Source organism: Algoriphagus ratkowskyi (assembly GCF_002150505.1).
Classification (GTDB): Bacteria; Bacteroidota; Bacteroidia; order Cytophagales; family Cyclobacteriaceae; genus Algoriphagus; species Algoriphagus ratkowskyi.
Genome location: NZ_MSSV01000007.1, coordinates 181,753 through 196,842 on the forward strand (window position 1 = coordinate 181,753; position 15,090 = coordinate 196,842).

The 15,090-nt window shown below is 39.0% G+C and carries 14 protein-coding genes; 10 read left to right on the top strand and 4 right to left on the bottom strand.

Annotation, left to right across the window (positions count from 1 at the left end; translation table 11 throughout):
* The first annotated feature begins 166 nt into the window (after window positions 1–166).
* Window positions 167–700, top strand: a complete 534-nt coding sequence (locus BVH02_RS09285; RefSeq protein WP_086501169.1) for a DUF4494 domain-containing protein — start codon at window positions 167–169, stop codon at window positions 698–700.
* Window positions 701–1,112: 412 nt separating this feature from the next.
* A complete protein-coding gene (locus BVH02_RS09290) occupies window positions 1,113–2,180 on the top strand; it encodes a PAS domain-containing protein (protein ID WP_158093875.1) in 1,068 nt (355 codons plus the stop codon).
* A 75-nt stretch (window positions 2,181–2,255) separates the two neighbouring features.
* Here BVH02_RS09290 and BVH02_RS09295 read toward each other — a convergent pair whose 3' ends face one another.
* Complete coding sequence (locus BVH02_RS09295; protein WP_086501171.1) at window positions 2,256–3,128, bottom strand: SDR family oxidoreductase; 873 nt, start codon at window positions 3,126–3,128, stop codon at window positions 2,256–2,258.
* Window positions 3,129–3,226: 98 nt separating this feature from the next.
* On the opposite strand from BVH02_RS09295, the gene BVH02_RS09300 reads away from it, so the two are divergent.
* The gene (locus tag BVH02_RS09300; RefSeq protein ID WP_086501172.1) at window positions 3,227–4,042 is read left to right on the top strand and encodes a hypothetical protein; all 816 of its coding nucleotides are present in this window, start codon (window positions 3,227–3,229) and stop codon (window positions 4,040–4,042) included.
* A gap of 52 nt (window positions 4,043–4,094) precedes the next feature.
* Here BVH02_RS09300 and ahcY read toward each other — a convergent pair whose 3' ends face one another.
* Entirely contained in the window at window positions 4,095–5,414 is a 1,320-nt protein-coding gene (ahcY, locus tag BVH02_RS09305; RefSeq protein WP_086501173.1) for an adenosylhomocysteinase, read from the bottom strand.
* Between the two features lie 83 nt (window positions 5,415–5,497).
* The gene (locus BVH02_RS09310) at window positions 5,498–6,256 is read right to left on the bottom strand and encodes a biotin--[acetyl-CoA-carboxylase] ligase (protein WP_086501174.1); all 759 of its coding nucleotides are present in this window, start codon (window positions 6,254–6,256) and stop codon (window positions 5,498–5,500) included.
* A 64-nt stretch (window positions 6,257–6,320) separates the two neighbouring features.
* Between BVH02_RS09310 and rsfS the strand changes: the two genes are divergently transcribed.
* From rsfS to BVH02_RS09335, 5 genes are all read left to right on the top strand, one after another.
* Window positions 6,321–6,668: a ribosome silencing factor gene (rsfS, locus tag BVH02_RS09315; protein ID WP_086501289.1), complete on the top strand. Its 348-nt coding sequence runs from the start codon at window positions 6,321–6,323 to the stop codon at window positions 6,666–6,668.
* A 65-nt stretch (window positions 6,669–6,733) separates the two neighbouring features.
* The gene (gene ftsH / locus BVH02_RS09320; RefSeq protein WP_086501175.1) at window positions 6,734–8,806 is read left to right on the top strand and encodes an ATP-dependent zinc metalloprotease FtsH; all 2,073 of its coding nucleotides are present in this window, start codon (window positions 6,734–6,736) and stop codon (window positions 8,804–8,806) included.
* A 63-nt stretch (window positions 8,807–8,869) separates the two neighbouring features.
* Window positions 8,870–9,646: a UDP-2,3-diacylglucosamine diphosphatase gene (locus BVH02_RS09325; RefSeq protein WP_223271849.1), complete on the top strand. Its 777-nt coding sequence runs from the start codon at window positions 8,870–8,872 to the stop codon at window positions 9,644–9,646.
* Window positions 9,643–10,473: a hypothetical protein gene (locus BVH02_RS09330; protein WP_086501176.1), complete on the top strand. Its 831-nt coding sequence runs from the start codon at window positions 9,643–9,645 to the stop codon at window positions 10,471–10,473. Before BVH02_RS09325 ends, BVH02_RS09330 begins: the two co-directional genes overlap by 4 nt.
* A complete protein-coding gene (locus BVH02_RS09335) occupies window positions 10,470–11,021 on the top strand; it encodes a peptide-methionine (S)-S-oxide reductase (protein WP_086501177.1) in 552 nt (183 codons plus the stop codon). Before BVH02_RS09330 ends, BVH02_RS09335 begins: the two co-directional genes overlap by 4 nt.
* Window positions 11,022–11,687: 666 nt before the next feature.
* On the opposite strand, the gene BVH02_RS09340 is transcribed toward BVH02_RS09335, so the two are convergent.
* Window positions 11,688–12,113, bottom strand: coding sequence for an FKBP-type peptidyl-prolyl cis-trans isomerase (locus BVH02_RS09340; protein ID WP_086501291.1), 426 nt, complete (start codon window positions 12,111–12,113; stop codon window positions 11,688–11,690).
* A gap of 182 nt (window positions 12,114–12,295) precedes the next feature.
* Here BVH02_RS09340 and BVH02_RS09345 point away from each other — a divergent pair, with 182 nt between their 5' ends.
* Window positions 12,296–13,678, top strand: coding sequence for a sigma-54-dependent transcriptional regulator (locus BVH02_RS09345; RefSeq protein WP_086501178.1), 1,383 nt, complete (start codon window positions 12,296–12,298; stop codon window positions 13,676–13,678).
* Window positions 13,668–15,011, top strand: a complete 1,344-nt coding sequence (locus BVH02_RS09350; protein WP_086501179.1) for a sensor histidine kinase — start codon at window positions 13,668–13,670, stop codon at window positions 15,009–15,011. Before BVH02_RS09345 ends, BVH02_RS09350 begins: the two co-directional genes overlap by 11 nt.
* Window positions 15,012–15,090: the final 79 nt, after the last annotated feature.

A 15,090-nucleotide genomic window follows, 5' to 3' on the forward strand; every position in this document is an offset into this window, starting at 1 on the left:
AGAGGAATCGATAGGCCCAAATTAAATGTAAATTTCTCTAGTAAATAAATCAAGCTGAACGTCAACTACTTACACTAAACCTTAGTAATTTATCAATTTCTTTGATCGGAAATCTTCTTGTCCTTCTAAGGATAAATTTTACCTTCGACCTTCAAATTAGAAACATATGAGAACCTGGTTTTTGTGCAAAGTCAAATACGCGAAAGAAAATGAACAAGGATTGCTTAAGAATATATCTGAGCAGTACCTAGTAGATGCAGTCTCGTTTACCGAGGCAGAAGCAATTTTATACGATAGGCTTGCTTCGCAGATTCGCGGAGATTTCCAGGTCACTGGAATCAGCAAAAGTAACATTGTAGATGTGTTCTTTTACGATGATGCAGACATCTGGCATAAGTGTAAAATCTCATACATGGTAGCTGATGGCGAAAGTGGAAAAGAGAAAAAAGTCACTCAATATATGATCGTCACTGCAAATGATGTCAAGGAAGCTTATGATAGAATTCAAGAAAGCTTAGGGAATATGCTAGTAAGCTTTAGAGTTCCAGATATTGTGGAAAGTGCAATTATAGAGGTATTTCCTTTTGAGAGAGATGAAGTAGCTGATCAACTGCCAGAAGGAAACTTCAGACCAGTATCTGAGGTGAAGAAAGAAGTTGAAGTTATGCAAGATTCAGAGGTTACTCAAGACGAAGAATAGCTCTGGTAATAAGAAAATATAAGAAACGAAAAAAGGCCGCGAATGCGGCCTTTTTTCGTTTCTAAGTAGCATCCTATTATTCTTTTAGACCTTCCTCAACTTAGACGATTTCTTTTGCAAAGGTTATTCGAAATACATTTGAAATAAAACAAAAGCTTAGGGACTGAACCCAAAGCTAAAATCTACTATACTCTATAGGCCAAAAGGCCATCTCATTCTTATAGCTGACCGGTAAATCAAGCTTTTGAGGGTCCCTTAACCAGAATTGCACACACATATTTTAATTTTATCGATGCTCTCCACCAATTGCAACGGATGACGTCATTTGTTTTTTAAATATATTTTTATGTACTTCACACTATTAATTTTGTTTTTTACAACAATAAAAATAAAGGTCGCTAATCCGTACTCTATGATAAACCACCATGCTATTCACGCTTTAAGTCATGTAGCGGAAGTATCCGAGTATTTTTTGCAACTAACGATTGATAAGACCGGCAAGATTCTTACTTCTGGTCCTGGTATAGGGCCAAATTCCACTTCTCTTGACAATGCTGGGAAAGCAATCTACTTCGCGGACTGTTTTGTTGACTCTAATTGGACCAAGTTCGAAATTCAGCGAACTAAAGCTTTTAAAAATTCGCATCAATCCTTTACAGTAGATTTACAGAAATTAGTACACCCTCAAGGTGACGTTGTGGATACTAAATGGGAGTTCTATTTTACCACAGAAGACTTTAGTACTTGCCTAGGTATTGGTCATCCTATTGTTCAAGCAATCCCTTATAATATAGGATTGGGTGATTTTTTTGATAGTGCTACCAGCGAAGGCAGAGAAATTATTGACAGTATATTAGAAGACAATTTGCTGGGTTTTTGGGAATTCGATCTAGTGAATAAAGATGATATCATAAATCTTGGTTTGGGGCAGATGCTAGGTTATACACCAGATGAATTATCAGGTACCACTACTAATTCTTGGCAGAAACATATCCACCCAGAGGACTTCCCCAATTTGCTAAAGGATTTGGAGAAACATATTAATACCACTGAAAACATCCCTTTCAAAAAAGAATTTAGGATAAAACAGAAAACAAATCAGATGATCTGGGCTTTAGGTTTCGGCAAAACTATAGAATGGTCAAGCAGTGGACATCCTACCAAAATACTGGGGTGTATTTTGGATATTTCTGATAGAAAAAAGCAAGAAATTTGGCTCAAAGAGCATAAATATTTTCTTAAAGAACTTGCATTTGAGCAGTCACATACCCTGCGAGCTCGGGTGGCGAATATCCTGGGTATTTTGGAAATTCTCGACAGCGAACCACAAAATCAAGAATCCAAACGACTGGCACAGCTGATCAAAAATGAAACAAAAATGCTGGATCAATCCCTAAAGAAAAGTATTAAAGAATCTGTCCAACAAAACAAATCTATCGAGAACGATTTATCCAGTGTAAAGAATCCTAAATCCATATAATTTTAGGAATTACTGAAATTCAAAGTTTTCTGATTTTCCATTTTGCTTTTAGATAGCCCCAAATCACTTTGGGGCTTATGCTTTTTTTCCTCTTGAAGCTTCCATCATGTCCCACATCTCTTCTGGAATCACATCCAGATTATTAAATTCCCCAGCCCCTTTTAACCATTCACCTCCGTCTATGGTCATTACCTCACCATTAACGTAAGAGGAGTAATCAGACACCAAATATGCCGCAAGATTTGCAAGTTCCTGATGTTCCCCTACTCTACCCACTGGAACTTTCTTAGCTGGATCGAATTTTTTAACAAGATCTCCTGGCAACAATCGACTCCAAGCCCCCTCCGTAGGAAAGGGTCCAGGAGCAATCGCGTTAGAACGAATATCGTATTTCGCCCATTCCACCGCCAAGGAACGTGTCAACGCCAATACGCCTGCTTTGGCTGCAGCGGACGGTACTACATATCCTGATCCAGTCCAAGCGTAGGTGGTTACTATATTGAGAAAAACACCTGCCTGCTTCTTAGCTATCCAGTCCTTTCCGGCTGTGAGAGTAACTTGGGAAGTTCCTTTTAATACAATATCCAATACGGTATTGAATGCATTGGTAGAAAGTCTTTCAGTTGGGCTTATAAAATTGCCAGCGGCATTGTTCAGAACTACATGAATTTGACCCAGCTGCCCAGTTGCCTCTTTCCACATGGCTTCCACCTGCTCGATCTCTCGTACGTCACAAGCTATTGGAATTACTTTCCCGCCCTTTGCAGCCATCATTTCTTCAGCTGTCGCTAGCAGTACATCGAGCTTACGAGAAGTGATTACTATATTAGCACCCAACTCTAAAAAATACTCTCCCATGGATTTACCCAATCCTGTTCCTCCCCCAGTTATAAGTATATTTTTTCCTTTCAATGCTCCTGGCTTAAGCATTCCTTCTGCTAAAATCATAAATTTGTAGTTTATCGTCGTTTTCGAATATAGTTATTTCGGCTTGGTAATTGAAGTAGAGCCATTAAACCAACTCCACTATTTTTAATTGTCATTTAATGAGAAAGATAATTTTCGGACTTATCATCGTAGTCCCAATGCTTCTGAGTTGCGAGGAAGATGAATACAAAGTAATTCAAACAGACTTACCTAAAGAGGCCGCTGAGTTGTTCAATATTTCAAAAGGTTGGAACGAAAGCCTGTTTTTTGCTTTGATGTCTTGGGAGCAATACCAACAAATCGATTCCGTAGGATTACCTAGCTGTCCTGATATTTTATTGGATCAAACCTCAAAAAAAGTAACCTTGAATTTTCTCTCAAGCACCGCCTGCATTCAAACGGGATCTTATGCAAGAGGCGGGAAATTAATAATCCAATTTGACACCACAGCCGAAAGTTCTTCCCAAAAATGGACAATGGAATACGAGGATTATAACTTTGAAAGTAACGCAATAGAAGGAATTCGCACTTTTACTAGTAATGATAAAATCAATGTTTTAGAAGAATTCAGTGAGATGACCGAAAGAACTGCAAATGAACTTAGCACTATATTCTCTGGCACATTCATTCACAAGAAAGCTTTCTCCCAAAACGCTTTCTCTAGCTTCACATCCTCTGGAGAAATCATCGGTATAAATGCTGCTGGTCGAGAATTTGAAATTAAGATTGCAACACCGCTATTTCGCTCTATTGCCTGCTATCAGCAAAACGAAATTCTTCCTAGCGCAGGAAAATCAAACTGGTTAGTATCGCGGGGAGGCAATTCAAAAGTTACTTATATCGCAACATATGAGCCATTACCTGAAACCTGCAAAGTTGTTGTAAATGCCATTTTACCTGACGGGAAAAAATTATTACTAAACCAAAGTAACTAGCAACAAAAAAGCCCCGACTCTCATCGGGGCTTCATTTTGACTTTTTAATCTACTAATATCTATAATAGTCAGGCTTATATGGCCCTTCTACAGTTACTCCGATATATTCAGCCTGATCCTGAGAAAGAACCTCAAGAACAACGCCCAATTTGGCAAGATGTAAAGCTGCTACTTTCTCGTCCAAATGCTTAGGTAATACATATACTCCAGGCTTATACTCGTCTGTGTTGTTCCACAGTTCTAATTGAGCTAATACCTGATTAGTAAATGAATTTGACATTACAAAAGATGGATGGCCAGTAGCGCAACCAAGATTTACCAAACGACCTTCAGCTAAAATGATAAGCTCATTTCCATCTACGTTATATAAATCGACTTGAGGCTTGATTTCAATTTTAGTGTTTCCATAAGTTCCATTTAACCAGGCCATGTCGATTTCATTATCGAAATGACCAATGTTACAAACGATAGTCTTATCTCTCATTCCTCTGAAATGCTCCTCAGTGATGATATTTTTGTTACCAGTAGCAGTTACGACGATATCAGCTTCTTTCACCGCATCTACCATTTTCTTCACTGCAAAACCATCCATAGCAGCTTGAAGTGCACAGATAGGATCAATTTCAGTTACAATAACTCTAGCACCGGCACCTCTCAATGAAGCTGCAGAACCTTTTCCAACATCACCATATCCACCTACTACTGCTACTTTACCAGCCATCATCACATCAGTCGCTCTTCTGATCGCATCTACCAATGACTCTTTACATCCATATTTGTTATCAAATTTAGATTTAGTTACGGAGTCATTCACATTGATCGCAGGCATTGGAAGTGTGCCATTCTTCATTCTTTCATATAACCTATGAACACCGGTAGTTGTCTCTTCGGATAGCCCTTTGATGGCACCTACTAGCTCTGGATACTGATCCAAAACCATGTTAGTCAAATCACCACCATCGTCCAATATCATATTCAATGGCTGACGGTCCTCACCGAAAAATAATGTCTGCTCAATACACCAATCGAAATCCTTCTCATTCAAACCTTTCCATGCATACACAGAAATACCAGCAGCAGCAATAGCAGCTGCAGCATGATCCTGAGTAGAAAAAATATTACAAGAAGACCAAGTCACTTCAGCGCCAAGAGCTACTAGAGTTTCAATCAAAACCGCAGTTTGGATAGTCATGTGAAGACAGCCTGCAATTCTTGCGCCTTTCAAAGGCTGAGCATCTCCAAACTCCTCACGAAGAGACATTAAACCAGGCATTTCCGCCTCAGCCAATTTAATTTCTTTTCTTCCCCACTCTGCCAAGGAAATGTCTTTCACCTTGTATTGAACGTACTTTTCAGATTTAATTTCTGACATAATATTGATAGTTAACGTATTTTTTTTCACTAAAACCTGCGCAAAGGTACCCTATAAAATTTGGAATCTAAAATAGAAAAGGTTTATAAAAAAGAGATCTCTTTCAAATCAAACACTTCTATTTCACCATCTTTCAATTCTATTTCAAGTTTACCTCCTGCACTTATCCCAACTATTTTCCCGGAAAATTGTTCCTCATTCGCCGAATATTTTGACCAAGAATCCCTTCTATGCAAATTCATCAGGTATTCAGACTTAATTTCTTGCAATTTGCCTTTTTTCAACTGAATATAACCTTGCTCCAGCTGCGTGATCAACAGGCGAAACAGCTCTTCTAATTCAAACTGACTGCCAGTTATTGATTTAAGTGACACTGCAGTTTCTGAATCAAAACTAAGTTGATTGATATTCAACCCAATGCCCACAACAGCAAATTCCCATTCTTTTCCAGAGAAAGTATTTTCAATCAAAATCCCACCCATCTTTCCATATCCGGGCACGATCAGGTCATTCGGCCATTTAACTTCAAGCTGAGGCACATAGTCCTGAAGTAATCGTCTTAGACTATTGGAAACAGTCATATTCAGATAAAACTGCTCCGAAATATCCAGGAAATCAGGCCGTAAAACTAAAGAAAAGGTTAAATTCTGACCTGCCTCAGACTGCCAGAAATTACCTCGCTGACCCTTCCCCTTAGTTTGATTGTCACATATCACAATACTTCCCTCACCCACTTGAAATTGCCTGACCAAATTCAAAGCAATGTCATTAGTAGAGTGACACTCTGACAGGAAATGAACATCTTTCCCAAAAAAAATCGTATTGGCAAGAATTTTATACATAAATTTTGAATTCGTCTAGTCAAGGACATTTTTATCTCGGACATTGCAAAATTAAATGAATAATATGACAGCAGAACAGCTGAGCAAAGTAATCATAAAAGGAATGGAGGAGAAAAAAGCCTCGGACATTGTAGTAATGGATCTAAGAAACATAAAAAATACGGTAACAGATTTTTTCGTTATTTGCTCCGGATCCTCTGACACCCAACTCGACGCTATCGCAGATTCTATTGAAGAAGAAGTGTTCAAAAGTGGTCAAGAAAACCCATGGAAAAGCGAAGGAAAAAGTAGTCGCCAGTGGATATTGGTGGACTATGTGAACGTTGTTGCACATATTTTCCTTAAGGATAAAAGACAATTCTATGGATTAGAAGATTTATGGGGGGATGCTAAAGTCACCCGAATTGAATAAAAGCTTCGAACTTTCAGCTTGACACTCCGTTTTACCTAAAGTTTATGATATTACCCTAATACGAAATGAGCGAAACTACCAATAAGAATAAAAAATTTACACCAAAGACCCCTCAAAAGCCTAATTTTCAACTCTGGTTGATAGTTGCCGCTGTAGCTGTACTTATAGGCCTTACATGGGTTCAAAACAGAAATTCAGTAGTTGACATCACTCAAAAGAGATTTGAGGATATGTACTTAGCTGGTGATCTCTCCAAGGTTACTATGGTGAAAAACATGGAGCGTGTGGATGTCACTCTCAACTCAGCCTCTCTATCTACAGATAAATATAAAACAGAGCTGGAGGCTAATTCCTCCTTCTTTAATCCGCAGGGACCTCATTATTCTTTTCAAGTTGCTTCTGTAGAGAAATTTGCAAATGATTTTGACGTGCTAAAAGAGGACGTTCCTCAAGAAAAAAGAATTGAATTATCTGTGGCTACTGAAGAGAACTGGAGTAGTTATTTTGGTAGTTTTGGCTTCTTAATATTGCTATTTGTCCTCTTCTGGTTTATGATGAGAAGAATGTCAGGCCCTTCTGGCCCAGGTGGACAGATTTTCAATGTGGGTAAATCAAAAGCGCAATTATTCGATGCTGAAAATAAAGTTAAGATCACTTTTGACAATGTGGCAGGACTTGACGAAGCGAAAGAAGAAGTTCAGGAAATAGTAGAATTCCTGCAAAATCCAGGGAAATTCACCAAACTAGGTGGTAAAATCCCTAAGGGTGCATTGCTAGTAGGCCCTCCAGGTACTGGAAAAACCTTGCTTGCAAAGGCTGTAGCAGGTGAAGCTGGTGTTCCATTCTTCACTCTTTCAGGTTCTGACTTTGTAGAGATGTTCGTTGGTGTAGGAGCTGCTAGAGTACGTGACTTGTTTAAGCAAGCAAAAGAAAAAGCACCTTGTATCATCTTCATTGATGAGATCGATGCGATCGGTAGATCTAGAGGAAAAGGTCAAATGCCAGGTTCTAACGACGAAAGAGAAAACACACTCAATTCTCTTTTAGTGGAAATGGATGGTTTCGGAACTGACACAGGAGTAATCGTTGTCGCCGCTACCAACAGACCAGACGTATTGGATAGCGCTTTGCTAAGACCAGGTCGATTTGATAGACAGATCTCTATAGACAAGCCAGATATCGTGGGAAGAGAAGCTATTTTCAAAGTTCACTTGAAGCCAATCAAAACGGCTGATGATGTGGATCCTAAGAAATGTGCTGCTCAAACTCCAGGGTTTGCTGGTGCAGAAATTGCAAACGTATGTAATGAAGCTGCTTTGATTGCGGCTAGAAGAAATAAAGAGGCTGTGGATATGCAGGATTTCCAAGATGCCGTTGATCGTGTGATTGGTGGTTTGGAAAAGAAAAATAAAATCATTTCTCCTGAGGAAAAGAAAATCGTCGCTTACCACGAGGCTGGTCATGCAGTAGCCGGTTGGTTCTTGGAGCACGCAGATCCATTGGTCAAAGTCAGTATAGTTCCGCGTGGTGTAGCAGCTTTAGGCTATGCACAGTATCTTCCAAAAGAGCAGTTTTTGTATCAAACAGAGCAGTTGATGGACGAGATGTGTATGACACTAGGTGGTCGTGCAGCGGAGGAAATCATCTTTAAGAAAATTTCTACTGGTGCTTTGAGCGACTTGGAGCGCGTCACTAAATTGGCCTATTCTATCGTATCAGTTTATGGTATGAACGATAAAATCGGAAATGTTTCTTTCTACGATTCCAAAGCCGATGGTTACAAGATGACCAAGCCTTATTCTGAATCCACTGCTGAGGTGATCGATGAGGAAGTTAGAAAACTGATTCAGTCAGCTTACGACAGAACCAAAGAGTTACTTACACACAGGATTAAAGAACTTGACATCTTGGCGCAAGAGCTTTTGGAAAAAGAGATTCTATTTCAAGCTGATCTAGAGCGATTGATAGGGAAAAGACCTTTTGATAAGGAAACAACTTATCAGGCTTTTACCAATAAAAAAGATGAGGTAAAATTACCTGATTTGATCTCCACGGAAGGAGAGGAAGAAAATCCTGAATCATCAGATCCTCTGATAGATCCAATTCCGGCGCCGAATTCTGATAATCGAATCTTATAAATAACAGCCCCGAACTACTCGGGGCTTTTTTTTGATTTAATTCCTGCACGTTTATCTTTAGCTATGCAATCAACCCCATTGGATTTTCCTCTAAATGGAAAAAAACTCTATTTCGCTTCTGACTTCCATCTCGGAGCTCCAAATGATGCTGAAAGTAAAGTTCGCGAAAAACGCATCATACGCTGGCTGGATTCAGTTGCTGATGATGCGGCAGCCATACTAATAGTGGGAGACATTTTCGATTTTTGGTTTGAGTACGGGCAAGTGATTCCAAAAGGCTTTATTCCTTTTATCTCAAAAATTCATCAGCTCAGAGATCGTGGTATTCCTATCTTATTTTTCAGTGGAAATCATGATCTATGGATGAAAGACTATTTCACCATCGAACTTGGAATACCCGTTTATACTCATCCAATTGAGATTAAAGTTGAAGGGAAATCAATACTTGTAGGACACGGAGATGGACTTGGGCCAGGAGACAACTCCTACAAATTCCTGAAGAAAGTATTTACTAATCCTATTGCAAAAGGGCTTTTCAGATGGCTTCACCCAGATATTGGAATTACAATAGCTAAAGCCTGGTCTGGTCATAGCCGGATTACAAACATGGAAAAAGATGAAAGTCGTTTCCTTGGTGACGATGAATGGCTTTGGACTTACTGTAAAGAACTAGAGCAGAAGAAACATCACGATTTATACATATTTGGGCATAGGCATTTACCCTTAGAGCTAGAAGTTGGGGGAAGCTCTACCTATTTCAACCTTGGTGAATGGGTAACCCAAAACACTTTTCTGTCCTTTGATGGCAACAATGCCAAGCTTTCAACCTTCGAAGGATGATACGACTCTCCCTCCTACTAAGCACTCTTCTTCCCCTTTTGGCAATTGCCCAGAGCGAAAGGAAACTAAGTGATCCCATTGCTGAGATTTCACTCGAAAATTTAGATCTGATTTCTTTTGATACAAGAGACCAGATATATGCAAGCACAATGGCAGGTGATATTTACCTTTTCAGCCCAGAAGGAAAGCAACTCAACCTCTTTTCTCCAACTCGTCAAGGAAGACTGAATCAGCTAGAGGCTGCCTGGACGGTGAATATCTTCAGCTTCTCCGCAGATTTACAAGAGTACAGAATCTTAGATAGATTTTTGAATCCTTTGGCTGAAAAAGGATTTAGCCTAACTGACATCAACCTAGCTAAGGCCGCAACACTTGGCAATAACAATGTTATCTGGGTTTGGGATGAATCTGATTTAAGTCTGAAATCAATGGACTACCTGCGTAATTTGATTATTCAATCCCAACCTCTCAATTTGCTACTTAATTCAGAAGAGTTGAATATCTCTGAAATCAGGGAATTCAAGAATCGACTATTTATGAATTTACCTGAGTTAGGTGTTTTAATCTTTGATAATCAAGGCAATCTGATGCGAAAAGTAGCGGTGGCAGAAATCAAGAAATTATGCTATTACAATGAGCATCTGTTTTGGATTGGGGGAGATAAGCTAATGGCAATATCACTGATTACTAATGAAACATTCACTTTAGCTGATTTGGACATACCTGATGCCTCCTATATCCAAATTGGACAAGAACGAATTGCACTGGTTACAAAAGATAAAATAAGCTTATACACTACTCCTGAGTGGATTAAGCAAATAAAATGAAAATCCCTTCCTCTGAGAATGCTACTGACTCCTTATTAAACAATTATAATTCTAATGTAATTGGTTTAGGAGGTGGCTGTCACTGGTGCACAGAGGCTATTTTTCAAAGCTTAACCGGTGTAGTCAAGGTAGCTCAGGGCTGGATCGCTTCGGGTGGCGTGAACAGCAGTTTTTCGGAAGCTGTACTTGTAACTTTTGATCCAGAAGTAATCAGCCTGGAGACTCTATTAGAAATCCACCTGCTCACGCATTCCAGCACATCTACACACAGTTTGAGAGGTAAATATCGTTCTGCTATTTATTACCAGAATCTAGCTCAGAAAAAACCTATGGAAGTTATTTTGGAGAACTTACGGCAGACTGACAAATACATCACAAAGATATTAGCCCTAAAAAGCTTCAAATTAAACGAGGAAAAATTTTTGAATTATTACCAATCAAGACCCGACGCTCCCTTCTGCAAAACCTATATTTCACCTAAATTAAGCTTTCTAAGAAAGCAGTTTACTTCAGTAGTTAAGTCCTCAGACCCCTGTAATGTTCAATAATCCCAATAAGAAAAACAGGTGTAATCAAAGACTACACCTGTTTAAATACTTAATTATATTAGAAGATCACATTATGTGTTTTTCTCGTCAAGCTATCTCCTTTTTCTAGTTTGTTTAGCTTCCAGCTTTTTCTGTATTTTATCTTGTTTTTTTGCTTTCAAATCAACAGATGAGGACTTTAGGTTTTTATTACTAGCCATGATCTTTATGTTTTTTTAAAGTTAATTTAGAAATGGTTAAAATGACAATCCTTCTATTCGAAAATTTCACATACGGGTATTGATTCAGCGTTAAAATATTCTGATTTTCAATAGTTTAATAAAATTTACCGGATTTTTACTAGCACCCCCGCAAGTGCTAAAAAGACAGAAAGATAAGCGGAGGTTTACGAATGTTAAGCAATAGCTTATGCATGAAAGCAGAAAAATCAAGCTTACATCTCACATCAATAAGTGATGTTATAAAAAATAAAGAGGCTCTATATGAAAAGTTATTAATCATTTTCAATCAATTACATAACCAGCCATTTTTTAGCCTGCTATGTTGCAAAGATTAATCCCAAACATATACCTGATTATCTACTATTCCAAATTAAAAAAAACTTTAAACATAAAAAAAAGCAGTTCCGAAAACTCGGAACTGCTTTATCTCATTTAATATTGAAATTTAGTTGACTTTCACCAACTCAATATCGAAGATCAAATCCTTACCCGCCAATTGGTGGTTAGCATCCAATGTGATTTTCTCAGCATCCACTCCTACTACCGTTACTGGCATAGGCTGTCCATTATCTCCCTGAAGAGTCAAAGACAATCCTATTTCAGGTTTGATATCCGTTGGAACTTGCGCGATAGGCACATCGATCATCATATCTTCTCTGCGATCGCCATAAGCTTCTGCAGCAGGAATTGTCACAGTTACTTTGTCGCCTAGCTTCATGCCATCGACAGCCGTGTCAAATCCTTTAATCATATTACCATCGCCTAAGGTAAATCCTAGCGGTTCGCGGTTTGCTGAAGAGTCAAACACACTTCCATCCTCTAATTTTCCAGTGTAATGCACTTCTACTGCATCCCCTTTTTTAGCTTGCATAGTCATTCGTTTTAGTAAAGCACAAAGGTATAAAAATCTTTTAAGGGAGAAAACCCGATCAACACTGTCCGATTTTAGTATAAAACCGTACACTTGTGGACACTTCCATGTCAGAAACCTACTTATATGGCTTATATTAGTGTTGGCATCATTTTGCCATAAGCAAGACCAAACACTCAACCATGGAAACTCAAGACTTAGGCAAGATTCTTATCATCGATGATAACGAAGATTTATTATTTGCTGCCAAAATGCTTTTGAAAAAGCACGCGAAAGAAGTGATGATAGAAAAGGATCCCCGCAGAATTCCTTTCCTGGTTAATAACAATAATTACGATGTGATCTTGCTCGATATGAATTTCCGTGAGGATACTACTTCCGGCAAGGAGGGTTTTCACTGGCTAAAGCAAATAAAAGAGATAGACCCTAAGGCTGTAGTGATTCTTATCACAGCTTTCGGAGATGTCGAAATGGCCGTGCAGGCACTGAAAGAAGGAGCAACCGACTTTATCCTAAAACCTTGGCAAAATGAGAAGTTGATCGCAACGCTTTCTTCTGCTGTAAGATTGAAGGAAAGTTATAATGAAGTCGATAAGCTGCAGAAGAAGCAAAAACAAATGCAGACGGACATGAAAAAGCCTTACACCGACATCATCGGTCAAAGTGCTTCCATGAAGAATATCTTTTCAATCATTGATAAAGTAGCTCAGACAGATGCCAATGTTTTGATTTTGGGAGAAAATGGTACGGGTAAAGAATTGATTGCTCGCGCTATTCACGATAGATCATTGAGGAAAGATGAGATTTTCGTCGGAGTGGATATGGGAGCGATCACAGAAACATTATTTGAATCTGAACTCTTTGGGCATAAAAAAGGCGCTTTCACTGACGCCAAAGATGATCGTGCAGGTAGATTTGAGATTGCTGATCAAGGTTCTTTATTTTTAGATGAAATCGGCAATCTTTCACTTCCACTTCAATCAAAACTCCTGACAGTATTGCAACGAAGAGAGGTCACTAGAATAGGTACTAATAAGGCGATTCCTGTTGATATCCGTCTTATCTGTGCTACAAATATGCCCCTGCACGAGAGTATAGCAGAAAATAATTTCCGTCAGGATTTATTATATAGAATCAATACCGTAGAGATCTTCCTTCCTCCACTTCGTGAAAGACAGGATGACATCCCCATGCTAGCAAATCATTTCCTAAAAAGCTATAGCCAGAAATACCGTAAAACCTTCACTGGTTTTACAAGCTCAGGCATGGATCTATTACAGCACTATGCATGGCCAGGAAATATCCGTGAACTTCAGCATGCTATAGAGCGCGCGATCATAATGGCTGAAGGTGACATCTTAGATTCACGTGATTTCTTCTTCCTTTCTGCAAAGCCTGCATCGGATAAAGCACCAGTATCGGTGACATTAAACCTAGATGACATGGAAAAGACCACTATCCAGCGAGCAATAGATAAAAACGGTGGAAACATCTCCAAAGCAGCGAAGGAGCTTGGTCTCACCAGAGCTTCACTCTACAGAAGGCTAGAGAAATATGGACTATAAAGTTGGCTTACTTGGGCGGATCGCCTTCTTAGGAGCTTCCCTCTTTCTACTTGCTTACGCTATCATCGATAGTTGGGGAGTCTTTATGACCTCCCTTTTTCTCATTTTGGTCGTTTTTCAGATCATTTATCTGCTTCGTTATTCCGAAGGCTCATTTAAAAAAGTGCGTGTTTTTCTAGATAACATCAAGCAGGATAAATATTCCCAACTCTACCCTGTCAAATTTGATGGGACAGAAACAGATGACTTGCACATAGAATTCAACGCGATTCTCGCAAAGCTAAAAGAAGATCAAGCGGAAAAAGAAGCGAATTATCAGTACTTCCGATCTGTATTCAAACACCTAAGTATAGGTCTGATCACTTTTGGAGAAAACGGTGGTATTCAGATCGTGAACACGGCCGCGAAGAGAATTCTCGATGTGGAAGAACTAAAAAACATAGGCGATATCGAGGGTATAAACAAAGAGTTGCATCTAGCAATCAATAATCTGCGAACTGGCGGATCTGAGTTGATCAAAATTGCACATCCTGACGGCATAATGCAGATTTCGGTCTATGTAATTGAATTACTGATGCGTGGGGAAAAGTTTAAGCTCGTTTCTCTTCAGAACATTCAGTCTGAACTGGAGGAAAAGGAGATGGAAGCTTGGCAAAATTTAGTCAAAATTCTGACTCATGAAATTATGAATTCAATTGCACCTATTTCATCTTTGGCAGGAACTATCCAAGGGGAAATGGAAAGTAAAATAGACAACGTGGAACAAATCACTCCTGCTGAGATGGAAGACTATCTCATGGGAATAAGTACGATTGAAAAGCGTAGTCAAGGTCTAATCAGTTTCGTGTCTGACTTCAGAAGTTTGGCTCATATTCCAGCACCAAAATTTAGCAGTATTGCTATCGCAAAGCTTTTCCATCAATTGGAGGTGTTACTACAAAACCAACTGGACACCTATCAGATTGAATTAATTAAAGAGATCAACCCAACGGAATTAATCCTATTTGGAGACCAAACTCAGATCGAGCAGGTGATGATAAATCTGGCTCAAAATGCTATTCAGGCAGTGGAAGATTCTGAAGTAAAACGAATTATCCTTCGAGCATTTATAGACGAGGCAGGAAAAATCATTTTGGAAGTAGCAGATACTGGAAAAGGCATCGACGAAGAAGCACTTTCAAAGATTTTCATCCCATTCTTTACCACCAAGTCTAAAGGATCGGGGATCGGCCTAAGTCTTTCCAAACAAATCATGCGTCGACATAAAGGCAATATCCAGGTGCGAACTACACAAGGTGAAGGGACAACTTTCAAGTTGATATTTAACGGGTAATTATTGAAGGGCATGACCAAGAACACGGGATATATGATGGGGTTTATACGCATCAAATTTGTTCTGATACCGTGGTCTG